The following is a 19881-nucleotide window of genomic DNA, read 5'->3' on the forward strand; positions in this document are numbered from 1 at the left end:
ATATTGCCGTGCCGCGTCTAGCAACAAAATATTTTAGCGTTACTATAGAAATTTATTTTTACACCATTCCTTATAAAACGATGTTCTTGATCTTTTTACGCGATTTTAAATGTCAATTTAGCCAACATAAAACCATTAATTCTCAAAAGTGATATAACACAGGTTCGGCTCGCAACCTTTTACTTGTTCTTAGAAGATGGATAGGCTCAAATTGTCGAATGCTGGCAAAAAATTTATTACAAAAATCCCCAAATACAGACGCTTTACACAGGTGTTTAGCCTATCGCTTCAAAAAGTCTTGTTTAGATAATATGTACATTTTGCTTTGTTATAAAAATGCGACAAGATATTTAAAAAATACAATTGGCATTATGAAAAAGTATCATAAAAGGTACAAGTAAGTAATTATATAAATCATTTAAAATACCTTTGCCACAAGATAATTGAAAATTAATATATAAATCGGCTAATACAGAAATTGAATTAGTGATATTTCAATATGCTAGATGTTCTTTATTTATTACAATACTGATTAATTTATTTAATGAAAACAAACATAGAAGTAATCAAAACAAATAGTATTGCTCCTGACTCATCACTTGAGCAAAGAATTTATCGTTTATTTTCTTTAACCGCAGACGATAACTTTAACCTGCATTATTTTAGAAAAACTTACGAAGGCTGTGATCAAATAGACATCTTACTTATTAAAAATGAGCAAGGAGAAGACATAGGGTTTGGCTCATATTCTTACCGTAAAATTGAGGGCAGAAAAAACCTCTATGTGGCACGTCCTGCCATGGGCATTGATAAAAGTAAAAGAGGAAGCTCGTTTCCTACTGGCCTTTATTCTAAACTCTTGATAGAATTTAAACTCAAACATTTCCTTTCCGAAGTAATTTTGCTTGGCATTACACTCAACCCCCTTGTATACAGTGGAGGCTGTCGTTACTGGAAAAAACTCTACCCCAGACCTAACCTGCGTTACAATAGCCACATGCAAGATATTAGACAACTGGTAATAGATACCTACCACCTTAATATGATAAGTCAGCATATTGTATCATTGCCTTATGCACCCCGTCTTACCAAAGAGGATGTTGCAAGGTTTGAAAAAGCGGCAAAAACCAATGAATACATACAAGAGTTTATGCGATTAAACCCCCACTACCTCAATAGAGAAGGTTTGCTTACACTCATTCCTGTAAACTTGAGTAACCTATGGAATGGTATGCTAAAGATGATTAAAAAATAGTAACTTTTCTAAGCATATAAGAGATTTACATCAAATGAACAACGAGAGAACCCTTTCTATTGAAGACTTGTTTGAAGAACCAGGCAAGGTGTTGTTTGACAACGAAACACTCGAAAACTACGCAGCAAGCCTTACAGGTACTACTGTTTACCCTCGTTGTGTTGTACTGCCTGGCTCTATCAACGATTTGCAAAAACTATTGGCTTGGGCAAAAAACACAGGTGCAGCACTTTATCCTATATGCAGGGGTAAAAACTGGGGGTATGGGAGTGCCCAAGGCACTCAACCAAACCAGGTAATTGTAGAGTTGTCTAAAATGGACAACATTGTTGAAGTAAACGAAGAACTAGGCTATGTAACCATACAGCCTGGCGTTACCCAAGGGCAACTATCGGCTCACTTAGAAAATACAGGGTCAAGACTGCAAATGGATGTGACTGCTGGTCCGGTCACCTCAAGTGTGTTGGCTAATTTTCTCGAGAGGGGTTTTGGGCATACCGACTATGGCAACCGTTATAATAGCATTATCAGCCTTAAGGTACTATTGCCCAATGGACAAATCGTGCAAACTGGTTTTGGCGCTTTTCAGCAAAAAAATCATGACAAGAATATATTTCGTCAAGGCGTTGGTCCTTGTCTCGATGGTATGTTCTTACAATCTAACCTGGGCATAGTACTAGAGATGACCCTAGAGCTAATGCCCAAACCCGACCATTTCTGTATGTTTGCCGTGGCTGCCAAACACGAAAGCGATTTGGGTAAACTGGTAGAGGTAATGAGGGAACTACGACTCAAAGGTATTGTAAATAGTGCGGTACACATTACCAATAAGTCGCGGGCATCGGGCAATGAAAAAGAAAATGTGACGGGAGCCTGGAGCCTTACCGGGTCTGTGTCTAGCGAGAAGGGGGTGTCGCGTGCCCGTAGAAAAGCAGTAAAAAAAGCTTTTAAAAAAGGGGTAAAAGGGTGCAAAATACACTTCGTAACCGATGCTTTTTTAAATAGATTGCACTGGATAGATAAAAACATCAAGAAGTTGCCATTTTTGCATACATTTCAGTTTGTAGTAGGGCTACAAAAAGGGATTCCAAGCAATCGCCCCATTAGCATATTGCTTAACAAACCCAACGTAGACCATATAAAGCATGCCAAAGATTTTGATGGGCGGTTTCGTTGGCTAAACGCTACTTGCAATGCTACTCAAAACAATATAGAAAAGCTCTATGGTTTGGTTACTTCTTTGTGCGATAAATACCACTATGAGCTTAAGGTAACGTTTACCTTTATTACTCCTCGTACTTTGGTAATGATTGCCAACACCGATTGTAGTGATGCTCCTGAAGAAGTGAAAAAAGCCGAAGCGTTTTACAAAGAAGGGGCTAAATCTTTGGTAGCACAGGGGTTTTATCCATATCGCGGCGGTATAGGAGCTTTTGAAGGTTATAAAGAAGGGTTACAACCTGAGTATGTAGATTTGCTTGGAACGTTAAAAACCAGCTTTGACCCTGACAACATATTGGCACCAGGCAAATACAATATGTAATTGTTTTAGAATATCTATATCAGTCTTAAAAATAAAGAGCCTTACTTTGCTAAACATTCGCAAAGTAAGGCTCTTTTGTATATTCTATAAAGTGGGCTTTATTCCCCTCCTTTTACTGTTTCCTTTTTTTCGTCTTTTTTCTCTGTTTTTTGTGGTTTGGTCTCATCTACCATTTTAAACCCTTTAGGAAGTTTAAAAGCCCCCTTAGGTACATTGGTATCTACCTCTTGAGCAGTCATTTCTATGGCAGCTTTGCCGCTGGGGTGTGGCAATGTCAAGGCCAATATGACTTGATTTTTCAGGTCTTTAAAACTCCCTTCCAACAACATGCCTTTTACTTTATAAGGATGGTCTTTTAAATTCCAGTAATACTCATCACTTAGCCATACCTCTACCTGCTTTTTGTCGCCATTGTAGAGTTCTACATGATGGGTTTTGATGCCTGCAATAATCTTCACTTTACCGGTTTTTTTGGCAGTTACCTTGCGGTCACGGGTAGACTTTGCTTTTAAATTATTTTTAGTAATGGTTTCTTTTTTAGTATCAATACTATAAAACACGTTCTTTCCTGCTTCAAAGACAAATTCACTGTTTCTCATTCCCCCGTCTATATAATACCTAAACTTTTTGCCATCACTTACCACTTCAGTAGTAGTGCCCAGGAAAAGCTTGGCCTGTTCTATTAGTTTTTCATCACCCGAAAAGGTCGTTTTATAGGTGATTTTTCCTTTAAAAATTTGCTGTGCCTGTAGCTGACCCACACACAAAGCCAAGCCGATAATGGTTATAAAAATATATTTTTTCATAAATTATATGAGTATTTGATTATTAGTTGATACGAAATACAAGCATTTTTGAACATAAAAAAACTTTTTTATATGAAATCAATCTGTGCTTTTATACAAATACCTATTTTAGTAATATGAATGACATAGAAACTCAATGGGCAAACGAACAACGCTTGATGGCAGCTCAGGTACAAATACCTGCATCGGGGCAAGGGTATCAACCACAAGACAATGACGTAATCTTAGGTTTAGACATTCAATACCAAAGCGACAAAGCCTACATTGCCGGAGATTTACAACGCTATAATGGCCACCATTTGGGCACCTATAGTGGTGTAGCAGCGGTAATGGCTCCGTATGTGCCCGGCTTTTTTTGCTTTCGAGAAGGGCCTCCGTTGTTTGCACTGGTTAACCACTTGCTCAATGATGCTACATTGCCACGCCCTAATTTGCTGGTGGTTGATGGACACGGCATTGCACACCCGCGTACTTTTGGTGTAGCTTGCTGGCTGGGAGTAAAAACTGGTTTGCCCACTATAGGTATAGCAAAAAAAAGCTTGTTAAAGTTTTCGGGGCAAGTGGGCAATGAGCAAGGAAGCATACTTAATATTGCCCATAAAGGTCAGGTGGTAGGTTACGCCTTGCGTACTCAAACAGGTATAAAACCCGAATATGTAAGCCCTGGACATTTGGTAGCGCTTGATACTGCCAAAACAGTGGCGTTGAACCTGGTAAGCGAGTACCGTATTCCTGATGTACTGCGAAGGGCTGACCAAATGGCACGCCTCCATAGCAAAGACGAACAAACTGACGATTGGATAAATGTAGGAACTTTGGAGTAGACAACCCACAATATATTTGGAGATAGACCAACTCTTGGTGTAATTTTGGCGTTTATTTCAACAAAACAAATTGCATCAGTTGTATTTATGAAATATTCGTTCATTCTTTTTTGGGCAGTGTTTTTTTTGTGGGTATTGCCCAATAAAAGTCAGGCACAACAACAAGCTGCCCAAAATGAAGCAGATAAAAAGCTCAAACGTGCCCTACAGATTATATGCCCCCAAAGTGATGACATCTGTAAGTTGCTCAAAGAGCTACAGATAAAAGTGACCCGATTTCGCAAACAAGAAGTAATGGAAGATACTGAAGGTTTGTTTGCCAGTGTAGAGGGAATAAAATATGTGTTTAGCCTGATAGAGAAGCGTCACAATGCAATGACAGTAAAACCATTTGAACTTACTCATTTTCTTCAGTCAAAGTATAGTTTTATTGTGATATACCTACATAGCTACCTTGACAAGTACCGCAAAAAACTCATTGCTAACATAGAACAAAGCTGGCTCGAACGCAAACAACTATTTGCCAGTATAAAACAAGAAACTGCCCACACTCAGCCCAACCAAGAACACCTGACCACCCACAAGGGCAAACTGGTAAAAGCTTACCAAAAACTGATCAAACAAAACCTGGAACTCAAAGACCTATACGAAACCCTCGTACCTGTATATACCGAGCTTGCCACCCAAGCGCCCAATGTAAAGCAAAACCTAAAAATGCTGAATGAGCAAATAGCTACGCAAACATTTTTGTTGCGCAAGCTAAAACAAGACCTGGAACGAATTCCAAGGTAAACCTAAAGGTACCTTAGCATTTTGTTGTAGGCAAAATAAGCGCATGATTAACCCCTGCCTTGTTCAAAATCTATCAATAGTTGGTGTAACTGTTGATTCCAAAGGGCGTCGTCCAACGCATTGTGTTTGTTATGGGCACGAGGTATTTCTTTTTTTGGAAATTTGAGGCGGGCTACTTCCTGGCGCAAGTCGTTGCAATACTTGGGATAATGGGCTGGCATGGCGTTCATATCTTGCATAATCCACGAAAAGATAACCCAATCGAAGCTGGCATAATATGCCCAAAATTCGGGGGTGCGATGCGCCAAAAACATAAGAATTTCTTCGCGTATCTGGGCAATGGTTTTTGGGGTGATTTCGGGCTCAAGCAGGGCTATTACGTTTTCTTTTACCCAAGGCTTGGCATTGTTAGAGTCAAACTCTGATGATATAGCATAATAGGTTTCGCCATCTTCGCGCACCATGCCTATAGAGATAAGCTCCAGATGAAAAGGCTTGGCAATAAACTCAGTATCAAAATATACTTTTATGCGATCGTCTTTCATTGTCAAGTGCTATTAATCACGCCTATGACAAACACCAAAAAACCGGGAATACTGGAGCACAAGATACACCAAAAAACCACCAGTAAAGATGATGCTATTTTCATAGACGCTCTAATCTCGCCAACTCTGGTATAGAACCATTGATGTTTTACACCTAAAACCCTTCGCCTAGCTCAAAGGGAGGGCCAAACACATTTTTCTGTTCGAAAAACATTAAGGGAACAGTGTTTTTCAAGGTTTCGATCAGCTCGTGGAGACACGACCTGAGGCGATGACTGTACTTTTGAAAAAAAAGCTGGGTAGAGTACCAAAGCTGTCTTTCTTTATATACAAAAAAACTAATCATTCCAACGGTAATATCTAAATACTTGTTTGCGCCCATCAGGGTGCAGGCAAGTAATATCACTATCACACATCGGCTGATAACTTAGCCAGTAAGTAGCCTTTTGCCCAGGGAACTTCACCTGAAAGCGGAACTTTTTACCGTCTCGCCTCAAAGTTTTTAGTTTAATTTTATTGCGAGGATTTTGACTGGTATAATACCAATAGGTCGTAAAGTCTCCTGAGGATTCTAAATACTCTATCACTCCAGCACGCTCAAATCCCTTGCTTCTGTAAGTAGCGGGCAGTAACTTAAAAAACTGTTTTTTACCATTGGGGTGGGTGCACCATAAACCACCTTGGGTAGTTTTAAGACTATAAACGGCATTGCTGCCCGGAAACTTCACCTTGCCTATTTGCATAGGGGTAGTGCTTAATGATCTAAGCTCAATGTATTTTGTATTGGTGCTTGTCCAATAGCCCACACTACCCAAAGAAGTACTGAGGTATTCGGTCACTCCAGCTTTTTCAAAGTTTTTGCTGGCATAAATAGTGGTTTGAGCATGTAAATAAGCAAAGGAAGTCAACACTAAAGTCAATAGTAATAGTCGTACTTTCATTGATTGTTCATAACATTTGGTTTTCACCCATTCATACGCAAAAACCTCTTACAAGGCTAAGCTTTAAGCTGATAGATTGCTATGCTTAACCAGAGAGTTAGAGCTAAAATTGGGGCTAAAACAAAAAGAGACAATATTGGTTGAACCAAATTGTCTCTTTTTAATCTTTTACATTCCCCACCTAGGGCGAAAAATGTTTTATGGAATAGGCAATATTTTTTTGTCTTTAAATGTAGACAAAATTACCATAGATTGCATGTTACTGATTTCTTCAATTTCACTGATTTCTTCAAGCATTAGCTTTTGATATGACGAAATATCAGCAGCAATTACTTTAAGCAAAAAGTCGCAATTACCAGTAATATGATGGCATTCGATCACATTATCAATCTTCAGAATTTTATCCACAAAAGCATCAATGCAAGTCTTTTTGTGGCTTGAAATAAACACTTGTACAAATGTGGTTACACCTAGTCCTACTTTATGTGTATCTAGCATCGCATGGTAGCTTTTGATCAAGCCCATGTTTTCTAGTTTTTTTACACGTTCCAAAGTTGGCGCAGGCGACAGCCCAATGTCTTTTGATAGTTGCGCATTGGTGATTTTAGCATTTTCCTGTAAAATTCTAAGAATTTTTCTATCTGTATTATCAATCTTTATAGCTTTTGCCATAATTAATATCTATTAGAATTTTGTTGAATTTTTTTTCAAAAAAACAAAATATAATTTTAATATCAACAATTTATATTGAAAATATTTTAATCTATTTGTGCTTTACAAAGTATGAATTGTACTTTGTATTGTTGTATTTAGTTTTTTCTTATTTTTCACCTTTAAATCATACATACCGCCAAATAATTATTGGTTTGCAGATAAAGAAGAAAAGGTCAGGAAAAACTGTTAACTGACTGAATTTAAGACGTTTTAAGAGGTGTGTATAATTTGGGGTTGCAAAGGTAGGCATAAATCAGCAATTACAAAATTTTTTATGGAAAACTCTCAAAAAATCCAAGGCTTATTTTTAAGCATAGGTATAAACCCTTAAATTTGACTGAAGGCACTCTAAATACTGTCAATATTTTAAAAAATCCCCTTGTTTTTAGCGAAAAATTTTGTTCAAACACTTTGTCAAAAACAGGAACTTCCTTGTAGGCGTTATACATTCACATTTCCTATGTTTTTTTTCCTATCCAAAACCCTGTATTACTTTCTAATGCCTGTCACTTGGTTGTGCCTGGTGTTTACTTGGGCACTGCTCACCAAAAAGTCACGTCGTAAACGTCAATTATTGCGTACAGGTGTTTTTTTGCTTTGGCTATTTACCAACCCTTTCATTGTCAATCAGGCATTGCTACTTTGGGAAGCCCCCCCTACCCCACTTCATAGCATCAGACAAACCTACGATGTAGGCATTGTGCTGACCGGAGTAACCAATACTGATAAAAAACCGCATGATAGGGTATACCTTGACAAAGGGGGTGACCGTATTACCCAGGCGCTGATGTTATATAGACTAGGGAAAATAAAAAAGATATTGATTAGTGGAGGAAGTTTTGACCCTAAACAACGTCTGGAAAGAGCTGAAGCTTATTTGCTCAAACAAGTCTTGCTACAGGCAAAAGTTCCTTCACACGACATTATAATAGAGACTAGGGCACGTAACACCCGAGAAAATGCCCTCAATACCGCAAAAATATTGAACAAACAATTTCCCCGTCAATCTTACCTACTCATTACCTCAGCTTTTCATATCAGGCGTGCTGTAGGTTGTTTTCGTCAGGCAAGCATCCAGGTTACTCCTTTTAGTGTAGACTTTTACACTATAGACAAGGGCTTTGCTTTTCCATTTTCGCTTTTTCCTGCCGAAAAAGCTTTATATAAATGGTATGTGCTAAGCCATGAAGTAATTGGTTACATTGTATACAAAGCCTTGGGGTATGCTTGAGTTGAGTAAATACATTTTTTTTTAAGATCTTTTACTATTTAACCCTTTTGGGTTTTCTGATTTTTAATATATTAGTAAATTTGGTGATATGAGCATAACGTCTATGTATAGTGATCGCCCCGTCCTAATAAGTGGTAAACAGTTACTCGCTGTAAATACTCATTGCAAAAGTTTTGAATCAAGGTAAGCAAGCCCTATGTCGTTACAAAAAATACTCATTGTTGAAGATCAACGTATAGTTGCCAAAGACCTGGAGGTACGCCTTCATAAACTAGGCTATGAAGTGGTAGACTCAGTAATTACCGGAGATGCCGCCATAGAAAGCGCTCGCTTGTACAAGCCTGACCTCATTTTAATGGATATTTTGATAGAAGGTGACATAGATGGCATAGAAACCGCGCACCGTATACTTGCCGAAAACCCCATTCCAATTATTTACTTGACTGCCCAAGCCGATAACCAGACCTTTAAACGAGCCACCGAATCGGCGCCCTATGGTTACATTCTTAAGCCTTTTCAACAACGTGAAATAGAGGTAACCATCAAAACAGTGCTCAATAGGGCACGTATGGAAAAAGTGCTGCGCAGCAGCGAAACCCAGCTCAGAGCAAGCAACGAAAAGTTTGAGCACTTTTTTGCCAACTCACTGGAAGGTGCCGCCTTTAGAATGCTTGAAGAGCCACTGGATTGGGAAAACCACCCTGATAAAGAACAAGCTTTGAATGAAGCCATTCACAACCTGCGCATTACTAAAGTAAACCAGGCAATGCTGGAACAATACCACATGACCGAAGAGGATTTTTTGGGTACCTCTCTGATTGACTTGTTCTCAAACAATAAAGAGTTTATTAAAGAAGCCCTGGGACAACTGTTTACCCTTAAGCAGCTCCCTATAAAAGCCCACGAACAACGCCCCGATGGCTCGCACATCTGGGTCAATGGCAATACCTCATGCTTTTTGAATGAAGAAGGACACATTTTAGGTGTGTTTATTCTTCAACGTGATGTTACCCGCGAAAAACTGACTCAAGACCTTATTCAAAATCAAGCACAAATACTTGAAAAAATTGCCAAAGACTCTTCCATCGACAAAACTTTGGAACATATATGCCAGAATATTGATCAATTAATCGACAGTGCCTGCTGTGCTATTCTGGGAGTAGATCGGTTTCAGCCCATGACAAAACTTAAGGTATTGGCGGCTCCCCGACTAAACTCAACCCAAAAAGAGGCGCTGGCAGCATTTGACCTGGAAAGCACCAATGGACAAAAGTTGTTGAATGGCGAAAAGTTGATTTTTGACAACATCGGCGAGGCTGGTTTTACAGATAAGTTCAAGGGTTTTGCCAACGACAACCAGTGGAAAGCCAGCTGGTTTATACCCATATTGTCTACCGACAAACAGCTACAGAGTGTTCTAATGATCAATAACCTGCGCTCTAGCTTGCCTTCAGAACTGGAATGGAATGTTATAAAAACCAGTGTAAGTCTTACCAGTCTTGCCATTGAACGTCACGAGTCTCAACAACACTTGTGGAAACAAGCGCTCACTTTTGCCAACTTAAACGATGCATTGGTCATTACTGACCATGACGGCAATATTCAGGAATGGAACCCTGCTTCTACCAATGTGTTTGGCTACAGCCAAGACGAAATTGCTCAAAAAAACGCCAGCACTATTTTCCGAAGCACCAACAAAGACACTGGGCGCGACCTTGTGCTCGATGCTTTGAAAGAACACGGTAAATGGAGTGGTGAAGTAGGCTTTGTGAGAAAGGACGGCTCTTCTGGCATTAGTCAGGCTACGGTGCTCAATCTCAAAGATCGTCAAAATCAAGCAGTGGGTATTTTATCAATCAATCGGGATATTACCACTCAAAAAGAAACAGAACAAGCACTCAAAGCATCAGAGCAAAACTTTCAAGTGATTTTTGACAATGCCAACCAGGTATTTGTATTGCTCAACGCTCAAAGTGAGGTGCAGACTTATAACAAAAAAGCCTCTGAACTTTTTGAGCATTTTTGGCCAGGACAACTAAAGCTAAAACAAAAGTGGACTATACTTTTTCCGGAGGAAATACAGCAACAACTGGTACAAGACTGGGCAAAGGTAACTCAGGGGCAACTTGTAGAGGATGAAGCTAACCTAAACCTGGGGGGTAATCGTCTTTTCTTTTCTTATAGTTATATTCCTATTTATAACGACCAGGGCAGTGTGGCTCAAGTTTGCTTTACCGCTACCGATATTACCGAAAGGAAAAAGGCTGAAATGAAGATTCGCGAAAGTAGAGCAAAGCTAGAAGCATTGATAGAGAACACCGATGATGGAATATGGTCGGTAGATGCCTCACTTAATGTTACTACAGTAAACACTGCTTTACAGAAGATTTTTAAAACCTACCTCGACAACACAGTCAAAGTTGGAGACAACCTGATTGAAAAGTTACCAGAAGAATTTCGTTCAAGCTGGCAACAGCTTTTTGAAAAAGTACTCAGCGGCAAACGGATAAACGAGGAGTTTGCACTGGAGCTTACTCATACTACAGTGTACTTTGAGGCTTCAATCAATCCTATTGTCAGTACAAGTGGAATATCGCGGGGAGCTACTGCTTTTTTGAAAAATATCAGCCAAAAAAAGGAGCGGGAAAACGAGCTAAAACGCGCCAACTCTGAGCTGGATAGTTTTGTGTATCGGGCATCGCACGATCTGAGGGCACCACTCCGATCTATTTTGGGGCTGGTGTCACTCATCAGGATTGAGCCAAGCAGTGAAGAGCGGGAGAATTACCTTGGAATGATGGAAAAGAGCGCGAAGAAGTTAGATAATTTTATTTCTGACCTTACCAACCTATCGCGCAACAGCCGTCTCGAAATGACGATCGAGGAAATTGATTTTGAGGAGTTAATTGAAGAAACTCTTGAGAATCACCAATTTATGAAAGGTGCCGATCGGGTACAAATCACCACTGATATTGTAAAAAACGGACATACATTCTATAGTAATTATTCACGTTTAGGCATTATTTTCCAAAACATGATGTCAAACGCCATTAAGTACCAAAACCCTGATATTGACAATCCTTTTCTGAAAATAGACATTGAGTTGAGCGAAAAAGGGGCTACCCTTACTTTTACCGACAATGGGCGCGGTATTGAGGACAAGTTTATAGGGCAAATATTTGATATGTTTTTTCGTGCCACCCAAAAATCGTACGGCTCAGGACTGGGACTATACATTACCAAACAAGCCATTCGTAAGATCAAAGGACGGGTATATGTTTCGTCGCAGGTAGGTCAAGGTACTTCTTTCAAGATTTTACTTCCCAATTTACCGGAGGGGGAATAGCTTTTCCGCCTAATATTTGGGTGACATATTCTTGTAGTTTCTCATTCATTTCGTTGTCTACAGCCAACGGCTAAGCATACGAAAAGTGGGCGATTTCGTAGCACTTTGCTTTCAAGACACAACCAAAGTTTAACGCGAGCTACAAACCTTGAAGCTGGCATTTTTACTACTTACTCTTTTGCTTCTCTATTATTCGTCTTTTTATAATAAAATAGCTCAGGATCTCCATCATCTAATCCGTTGATTGTACCTGCAAAAGAAAAACCAACTTTAGTCAATGCTTTCTGCATTGGAGTATTGGAACTATTGGTTGAAGTAAATACTTTATTTGTCTTGCACTGCTTGCATATAAGGTTAAATGTGTTGCCACCTATTCCTTTTCCTCTATATTCTGCATCAATAACAATGAGTTCTATCCACCCTTGATCAAAAAAGCGGTAATCAAATATGACAAACCCAACTTCTCTGTTGTCCACCAATATGATAAAACATTCCTCACTCAATATTGCTTTTGTAATCTTGTCCTCTCTCTTGAGCTCGATATGTTCGACTACATCAAGGTTGTAATCAAAGCCAACTGCTAATGCCTTATCTTCTATTGTTGCTTTTCTTAAACTAATATTTTTCATATCAATTTGTATCTTTTCGCTTTCGTTATTTTTTCACAAAACTGTAGCACTATACACGCTTTTTTATCATTTGATGCTATTTCAGAACGATACCCTGTACTGCTTGCACACAACTACCCACCAAAAGAACACCCCACTTAAACTAAATTTGACACGTGCTGTAAAGTCAGAGTGATATCAGGGAATTCCTTGATTTGGTAAGTGAATGCCCACCTTTTTTGCTTTGTTCCAAAGTATTCATTTTTGATCCAATGTAGCGTTTTTTTGGTATGTGGGTGTTTTTCACATCTCCATAATCGTTTCCAAAGAAGACCCAACTGCAGGAAGCTTTAACTAATTTTTAATGAAAGGGTTAAAACGATGTGAAACAACACTCAAAACTTTTAACTACGTTTTTTATAAGTCACTAAAAATCAACGTGATAGAAAAAGTATAGTTACCTGTGAACCGAATCTATTTTTAAATCCCGATTCATTTCATCGGGGCAGCTTGCTGTGATGAGCTCAACAGAGTGTAGCACCGATATACATCGGTATCTAAGGACTTGCCCCTGTGGGCGCTATGGACTACCAACTCTTGACTAATCACTTAAGGCTTGCACCTATATAATCACTTGTCGCTACTAAACTGAGGCTGTAACAAAAAAAGCCACTCACAAATGTAAGCAGCTTTTCAGAATCATTATACTATACTTAATACTTAACCCTATTTTTTTAAGATCATAAATTCTACCCTACGGTTGCGCGCACGCCCTTGAGCAGTATTGTTACTTGCCAACGGCTTGGTTTGTCCATATCCCTTGGCTTGCATACGACTAGTAGGTATTCCTTTGCTCTTTAAATAATTGAGTACTGCGTTGGCTCGGTCTTTTGACAACTGCAGGTTTTTGGCAGGGCTCCCCTGAGCATCGGTATGCCCGCTCACTTCAATGGTCATGTTGGGGTAGCTTTTCATACTACTTACCAAGCGGTTAAGCTCTGCAAAAGAAGACGATTTGAGTGCCGATTTTCCTACATCGAAAAATAAGTTATTCAACCTGATTTTTTGTCCTACTATAATGGGGGCAAGGTACAGGTTTCGCTTGATTACTTTAAACTTGCTCACACTACTCAAATCAAGGTGCTTACTCACCGAATAAAAGCCCGATTTGCTGGCAAGAAAATCATACACTTTGTCATAAGGCAATACTATTTTATACGATCCATCTTTAGGATTTGAACGAGCCACACCCGCCAACTTGCCTGTGTTCAAGTCGTTGTAGGCAATACTTGCCCCTAAAGGCTTTCCTGTTTTTCGGTTCAACACCTTACCATATACCAGCACTACGGGTTTGGGACGTGCCGATTCGTGTAATTTGATCCGAAAAATATCACTTTTGTTGGCTTTACCAGTATACGATACCAAATAAGCATAATCGCCTTGGGCAGTTACTTTAAACCCACTGTCAAAGTCACTACTATTGATGTCTGGTCCCAGGTTTTTTGGAGTACTCCACCTTGTCCAGCTATCGTCCAGACGACGGGTTACATAAATATCTTTGCTACCGTAGCCAGGCAAACCATTGGTAGAGAAGTACAAAGTTTTGTCATCAGCAGCCAAAAATGGGGCAGATTCTCCACCAAAAGTGTTCAATCGGCTACCCAAACTTTTGGGTTCACTCCAGGTACCATCGCGTTGAACAAAACTCACATACAAGTCAAGGTCACCTTCGCCTCCTTCACGCTCAAGGGCAAGCACTAGTTTTTGCCTGTCGGCAGACATACACACGCCAAAAAAGCTACTATTATTATAGTAGTTTTTAATATTGATTTCTTTGGGTACTTCCCAACCACTGGCCACCCTGCTGGCAATAGAAATACCTCTTTTTTTGTATTCTCCTTGTGCATCGTATACCCCACCTACTACCAGGGTATTGCCATCGGGCGACACTGCAATGATGTTGTTGTGAGCAGAATTGTTTACTGGTCTGCCCAGATTTTTGGCTTTGCCCCAGTTGCCGTTGGCTTCTTTGGTGGCATACCATATATCCTGTTTTTTTCGCTTAATGTTCTCAGGGTGATCTTTACGAATAAAGTACAGGGTATTGCCATCGCTCGATATCAATGGAGTAATGTCTGAAAATGGGCTATTGATGTTTGGTCCCAGGTTTTCCTTTTTAAGCCCTTGTTTAGCGTTGGCAATCAAGTTTATATCTTCTTTTACTCGTCTTATTTTCAAATAATCAAACTTGACCACTCGGTTGTTATAGGCAATGAGCCCTACCCTACTGCCAAAGAAATAATGCTTTTTAAACTCTTCGCGTGACACGGTGTGTACTAACTTGCCATTGATATAAAAACGTGCTCCTCTGGAAGTGCTAAACATTTTTAGGCGGTTAGTAACATTGTAGCCTGTTTTTATAGCTTCGTGTTTTGCCCATTTTGCTATATGAGAAAACTTTCCTTTTTTATACTTTGAAATATTGAATTGCCCGTTTGAAGTCACCACAAAACGGTAATAGTTTTTTGTGCTTTTATACCCCCATATCAATCCTGCGCCGTTGGTATTGTCGCCACTTACCTCTTGTAGGGCGGTTTCTATAATAAAAGGTTTTTTGGGGTTGATAAAAAAAGGTTTGGTTTCAAAACCGTAGCCACTTTTTTTCTTGGTGGTAATGTAATAATGTCCATCTTTGATGACATAAGACTCAGCTTTGTAAGATTTGACATCCCACTTGCGCTCATTGTTATTAAAATCTTCAATAATTGTTTCTACCCTGGAAGAGTTTCGGGTAGTTGGTTGTGCCTGTAGTGCTTGTGTAACTGCTAACCACGCAAACAAAACAGTAAATAGTTTTTTTGATGAAATGATCATAGAAGTATTGAATGTTTTTTAGAAATAGTTTGTATTTGTAATTATACTACAAACATCTCAATTTATAAACTGTTAATCAACAGATAATTCACCAACGGTATATTTGAGTTTATAAAAGGTAGAAATGAGTTTATTAGCCGATTGGTACCGCCGCTATATTTCAAAAACAAATAAAGGTTTTGACGGAAGTGTGTCTTGGCAACAAGTCACGTTTTCGTTGTAATAAATGGAAGAATAAAGCAAGTTGCCAACCCAAAACTGCCACGAAACATTGCCCTACAAAGCACTGATAAAAGAAAGAGCACATGGCACCTACACCTCAGTATATACTACTGACAAACAGTATTTTATTACATAAAACAGCCCCCCTCAAGCTTTAGAACTTAAGGGGGGCTGTTTAGTACCTATTTAAAAGTGACATTTTACAAATCTTTCGCCTCGGTTTGTGTCTCCACAACCAAGTTTACGAGTCCTTAGATACCGATGAATGTCGGTGCCCAGCGAAGCTAAATTGCCTCATCACAACGTCTGGGAACATTATTTTTGAAGGTTCCGATCAACTCGTGGAGACACGAGCTGAGGCGATGACGGTACTTTTGAAAACCGAAGCCAGGGTTTTACTCTGCTGAGGGATAGAGTAGCTTACTATTTAAAAGTAAAATTTTACAAATCTTTGGCGCACCTAAACCCAAACTGAGCCGTGCTATAGTAAGGCAAGGCTGCCAAACGCTGGGTAGGGCGGTAAGGTGTTTCTGTATTACCAAACACCCCACCCCGCAAAGTTTTACGGTCATTTATTCTTTGAGTATAATAGCTTTCTTCACCGTAAGACCGGTACCAGTCCTGGCACCAATGCCATAGTGTTTGGTTGATATGCTTCAACTTCATTTTGGCCGCATTTTTTGCTGCATACTCATATTCAAACTCTGTAGGCAACCGCTTACCTATCCAGGCAGCATACGCTCTGGCATCGTTCCAACTGATATGGGTCACCGGGTTGGCATATTGAGCAACGGCTTGAGTACGCCCCTGTGGGTACAACCAATAAGCCCCTTCTATAGCTTCCCAGTTTTTAGCATCTTTATTATAATAATACGATTTACCAATTTTTTCGGCATCGGTAATATAGCGGGTCACCTGCACAAACTTTCTAAAGTCGCCCACACTGACTGGACGTAGATCTAACAAAAACGACTTGATAGCAAAAGGAAAAACAGGTTTTTCGTCTTCTTTGCCATTTTCTGAGCCCACTTCAATCGTATCAGAGGGCATCAAGACCATCCCTTTGGGTATGGGTACTTTTTTCTTGTATTGAGCAACAGTAAAATAAGGTAAGCTAAAAAATAAACTGCCCATCAACAGGCTTACAAAAAATTTCTTCATCCACATAACAAACATGATTCTTCTATATAAAACTACATACGGCACCTCCAGGCATACTGCTACTTTATACCCTCAGTCCCAACACTGTAATGTCATCGCGTTGTAAACTATCCCCTTGGTGCTTTTGGAGTGCTTTCTCAAGGTGTTCTTTTTGTTTTACTAAAGGTTCTTTAGAGTATGCCACCAGCAAATCTTTGAAACGTCCACTCCCCAACCGTTTGTTGTTTTCACCCGACTGGTCACCATAGCCATCGGTCGTCAAGTAAATCACCCCACCTTGTTCTACCTCCTGCACTTGGTTTTTAAATACCCTTGTTTTACCAAAATCAAAGCCTACTGCCTTGCGGGTTCCCCTTATTTCGGTAATTTTTTCTTCATAAATATAATACAATGGGCGTTTGGCTCCAGCAAAGGTAAGCTTTTGTTTTGCATTCTCCGAACCTTCCAGTACACATACACAGGCTTCCATGCCTAAGTCAAGATTCGACTCTCGCTTACGCAAGGACTCTACCACTCCATTGTGCAATTCGCTCAAAATTGTTGCGGGCGATATAATTTGCTTTTGTCGAACAATCTCATTGAGCAAGGTATTACCAATCATACTCATAAAAGCACCACTTACTCCGTGCCCGGTACAGTCAACTACCGCCACCACTATTTTATTGTTTAGTTTTTCGATCCAATAAAAATCGCCCGACACCATGTCTTTGGCTTTATAAATGACAAAATGCTCACGAAAAAACTGATTAAGGCGAACATCGCTGGGCAATACTGCCAGCTGAATAGTTTCGGCATAGCGTAGCCCATCGGTAATTTTTCTATGTTGCCCTTCTACCACTTTCTTTTGTCGTTCAATTTGTCGGTTTTTTTGGAGCAACTTTCGGTTACCTCTTCGTAGCTTCCGTCGACTGTTGAGCAATACAAACGCCAGCGCCAGGATCAACACTGAGCTTACCATTAAAATACCCAACAAGGTACGTTGCTTGCTCAAGTCGGCTTTATGCAATCTAATGGCTTCATCTTTTACTTCTTGCTCTTTGCTCAAGCGTTTTACCTTAAGTTCTTGCATGCGCAGGTTTAGGCGGGTTTCCATTTCGGCTATTTGCAACGATTGGGTCTCGTTAAACAACGAATCACTATAAGTTTTATACAACTGATAGTTTTGGTGGGCTTGTTTGTAATTCTCTTGCTTTTTGTATGCCTGCGAAAGCGCCAGGTATGCTTCGCTGACAGGTTTTTTAGACCCAATGCTTTTAAATATCTTCAGACCATTGCTCAGGTAGTCGATGGCACGTTTATAGTTTTTTGCCAATGTATACACCTTGCCTATGCCCAGATAAGCATAGCCCAACCCTTCGAGGTCTTTTTCTTTTTGTTGAATTTCGCGGGCACGCAACAAGTGCTCAAGGGCTTTGTTGGGTTGTTCGGCGTCAAGGTACACATTGCCTATGCCCAACAAGGTTTTGGCTATATTGGTATGATCTTCTATTCGTTCGTATATTTTGAGCCCCTGTCGGTAATACTTCAATGACTGAACAAATTTTTGAATTTTTTGGTAACTCATTCCCATATTTTTGTACCCTTCTGCCAACAAATCGTCGTTATCTATCTCACGTGCCAGCACCAACCCTTCGCGGTAATACTCCAACGACTTATAGTAATCGCTTTGGTGAAAATACACCCGTCCAATATCGAGGTAGGCAGCCGCCATTCCTTTTTTGTTGGCAATAATCTCGTTGGCTCTCAAACTGTTAATATGGTACTCCAGGGCTTTTTCATAATCGCCTAAGCGGTCGTATATTTTACCCAATTGCTTTTGCACATCGGCTATACCTTTTTTATAATCAATGCTTTTGTACAGCACCAAGGCTTTGTTTAGGTAGTTTTGAGCAACAGTGTACTGGCTTGAGTGAAACTTACCAATAGACATATAATAAAGGGCTTCACCAATGCCTTTTTTATAATTAAGTTTTTCAGAAAGTTTGCGGGCTTCTTTAGCGTATTGAAATGATTGGGGGACAGATTTATGCTGAAATTCATCTGCCAACCGAATGAGTAAGCGAACCTTGTAGGTGTTTAGGTTGGCTTTTTTTAGCAATTGAATCAAACTATCGGTTTGGTTGCTTTGCGCCCACGTTATTTGTGACAGGCCACCCCATAACAACAGCATTAGAAACCAATATTTTGCAATTTTAAATCTCATATTTTAGTTATTAGTCGGTAGTCTGTCGCTACTACAGCCTCAAGAGATTAATCCAGAGACCGTAGTTTTTTGACTTCGCTTTACGCCCATTAGGAATTACGAATTAGTCCGGAGTTAGTAGTCGGTAGACCATAGTCGCTTCGCGTGAATTCGTCTATTAGTCCGGAGTTGGTAGTCGGTAGACCATAGTTGCTTTGCGTAAGTTAATTACGAGTTTGAGAATTACGAATTGGGCGATGCCATTCGTCTATATAGTCCGGAGTTAGTAGTCGGTAAACCATAGTGACTTCGCCTTCATTCGTAATTGATCCATTCGTAATTCGTAATTTAGTCGGTAGTCGGTAGACCATAGTGACTTCGCCTTAATTCGTAATTGATCCATTCGTAATTCGTAATTTAGTCGGTAGTCGGTAAACCATAGTCGCTTCACCTTCATTCGTCTATTAGTCCGGAGTTAGGAGTCGGTAGACCAGAGTCGCTTCGCCTTCATTCGTCTATTAGTCCGGAGTTAGTAGTCGGTAGACCATAGTGACTTCGCCTTCATTCGTAATTTAGTCGGTAGTCGGTAGACCATAGTCGCTTCGCCTTTATTCGTCTATTAGTCCGGAGTTAGGAGTCGGTAGACCATAGCCGCTTCGCCTTCATTCGTATATTAGTCCGAAGTTGGTAGTCGGTAGACCATAGTCGCTTCGCCTTCATTCGTATATTAGTCCGAAGTTGGTAGTCGGTAGACCATAGTCGCTTCGCCTTCATTCGTATATTAGTCCGAAGTTGGTAGTCGGTAGACCATAGTCGCTTCGCCTTCATTCGTATATT

Annotated in this window: 15 protein-coding genes; 6 read left to right on the top strand and 9 right to left on the bottom strand. The window is 39.9% G+C overall.

Annotated features, from left to right (window positions below; translation table 11 throughout):
• Positions 1–544: 544 nt before the first annotated feature.
• Together Q0954_RS26370 and Q0954_RS26375 are read left to right on the top strand one after the other, a co-directional pair.
• The gene (locus tag Q0954_RS26370) at positions 545–1255 is read left to right on the top strand and encodes a hypothetical protein (protein WP_299462220.1); all 711 of its coding nucleotides are present in this window, start codon (positions 545–547) and stop codon (positions 1253–1255) included.
• A 34-nt stretch (positions 1256–1289) separates the two neighbouring features.
• Positions 1290–2798, top strand: coding sequence for an FAD-binding oxidoreductase (locus Q0954_RS26375; protein ID WP_299462223.1), 1509 nt, complete (start codon positions 1290–1292; stop codon positions 2796–2798).
• A 98-nt stretch (positions 2799–2896) separates the two neighbouring features.
• Here Q0954_RS26375 and Q0954_RS26380 read toward each other — a convergent pair whose 3' ends face one another.
• Positions 2897–3604 carry a hypothetical protein gene (locus tag Q0954_RS26380; protein WP_299462227.1) on the bottom strand — a complete coding sequence of 236 codons (708 nt, stop codon included), beginning with the start codon at positions 3602–3604 and terminating at the stop codon, positions 2897–2899.
• Between the two features lie 116 nt (positions 3605–3720).
• On the opposite strand from Q0954_RS26380, the gene Q0954_RS26385 reads away from it, so the two are divergent.
• Together Q0954_RS26385 and Q0954_RS26390 are read left to right on the top strand one after the other, a co-directional pair.
• Positions 3721–4428 carry an endonuclease V gene (locus tag Q0954_RS26385; RefSeq protein WP_299462230.1) on the top strand — a complete coding sequence of 236 codons (708 nt, stop codon included), beginning with the start codon at positions 3721–3723 and terminating at the stop codon, positions 4426–4428.
• 87 nt (positions 4429–4515) lie between these two features.
• Positions 4516–5220: a hypothetical protein gene (locus Q0954_RS26390; protein WP_299462233.1), complete on the top strand. Its 705-nt coding sequence runs from the start codon at positions 4516–4518 to the stop codon at positions 5218–5220.
• Between the two features lie 47 nt (positions 5221–5267).
• Here the strand turns inward: Q0954_RS26390 and Q0954_RS26395 are convergent, their stop codons facing one another.
• The 3 genes from Q0954_RS26395 to Q0954_RS26405 form a co-directional block, all read right to left on the bottom strand.
• Positions 5268–5765: a 3'-5' exoribonuclease gene (locus Q0954_RS26395; protein WP_299462236.1), complete on the bottom strand. Its 498-nt coding sequence runs from the start codon at positions 5763–5765 to the stop codon at positions 5268–5270.
• 338 nt (positions 5766–6103) lie between these two features.
• Positions 6104–6706: a hypothetical protein gene (locus tag Q0954_RS26400; RefSeq protein WP_299462239.1), complete on the bottom strand. Its 603-nt coding sequence runs from the start codon at positions 6704–6706 to the stop codon at positions 6104–6106.
• 198 nt (positions 6707–6904) lie between these two features.
• Positions 6905–7378 carry an Lrp/AsnC family transcriptional regulator gene (locus Q0954_RS26405; protein ID WP_299462242.1) on the bottom strand — a complete coding sequence of 158 codons (474 nt, stop codon included), beginning with the start codon at positions 7376–7378 and terminating at the stop codon, positions 6905–6907.
• A 541-nt stretch (positions 7379–7919) separates the two neighbouring features.
• Between Q0954_RS26405 and Q0954_RS26410 the strand changes: the two genes are divergently transcribed.
• Entirely contained in the window at positions 7920–8651 is a 732-nt protein-coding gene (locus Q0954_RS26410; RefSeq protein ID WP_299462245.1) for a YdcF family protein, read from the top strand.
• Between the two features lie 196 nt (positions 8652–8847).
• A complete protein-coding gene (locus tag Q0954_RS26415) occupies positions 8848–11997 on the top strand; it encodes a PAS domain S-box protein (protein ID WP_299462248.1) in 3150 nt (1049 codons plus the stop codon).
• Positions 11998–12167: 170 nt separating this feature from the next.
• On the opposite strand, the gene Q0954_RS26420 is transcribed toward Q0954_RS26415, so the two are convergent.
• The 5 genes from Q0954_RS26420 to Q0954_RS26440 form a co-directional block, all read right to left on the bottom strand.
• Positions 12168–12626: a GNAT family N-acetyltransferase gene (locus Q0954_RS26420; protein WP_299462251.1), complete on the bottom strand. Its 459-nt coding sequence runs from the start codon at positions 12624–12626 to the stop codon at positions 12168–12170.
• A gap of 705 nt (positions 12627–13331) precedes the next feature.
• Positions 13332–15479, bottom strand: a complete 2148-nt coding sequence (locus Q0954_RS26425) for an OmpA family protein (protein ID WP_299462254.1) — start codon at positions 15477–15479, stop codon at positions 13332–13334.
• 663 nt (positions 15480–16142) lie between these two features.
• Positions 16143–16862, bottom strand: coding sequence for an SUMF1/EgtB/PvdO family nonheme iron enzyme (locus Q0954_RS26430; RefSeq protein WP_299462257.1), 720 nt, complete (start codon positions 16860–16862; stop codon positions 16143–16145).
• 64 nt (positions 16863–16926) lie between these two features.
• Complete coding sequence (locus tag Q0954_RS26435) at positions 16927–19065, bottom strand: tetratricopeptide repeat protein (RefSeq protein ID WP_299462260.1); 2139 nt, start codon at positions 19063–19065, stop codon at positions 16927–16929.
• A gap of 609 nt (positions 19066–19674) precedes the next feature.
• Positions 19675–19881 (bottom strand): hypothetical protein (locus Q0954_RS26440; protein ID WP_299462263.1); only part of this gene is annotated, 207 nt, incomplete at its 5' end.

The sequence above is a fragment of the uncultured Microscilla sp. genome, from assembly GCF_947493425.1.
In the GTDB taxonomy this organism is placed as follows: domain Bacteria; phylum Bacteroidota; class Bacteroidia; order Cytophagales; family Microscillaceae; genus Microscilla.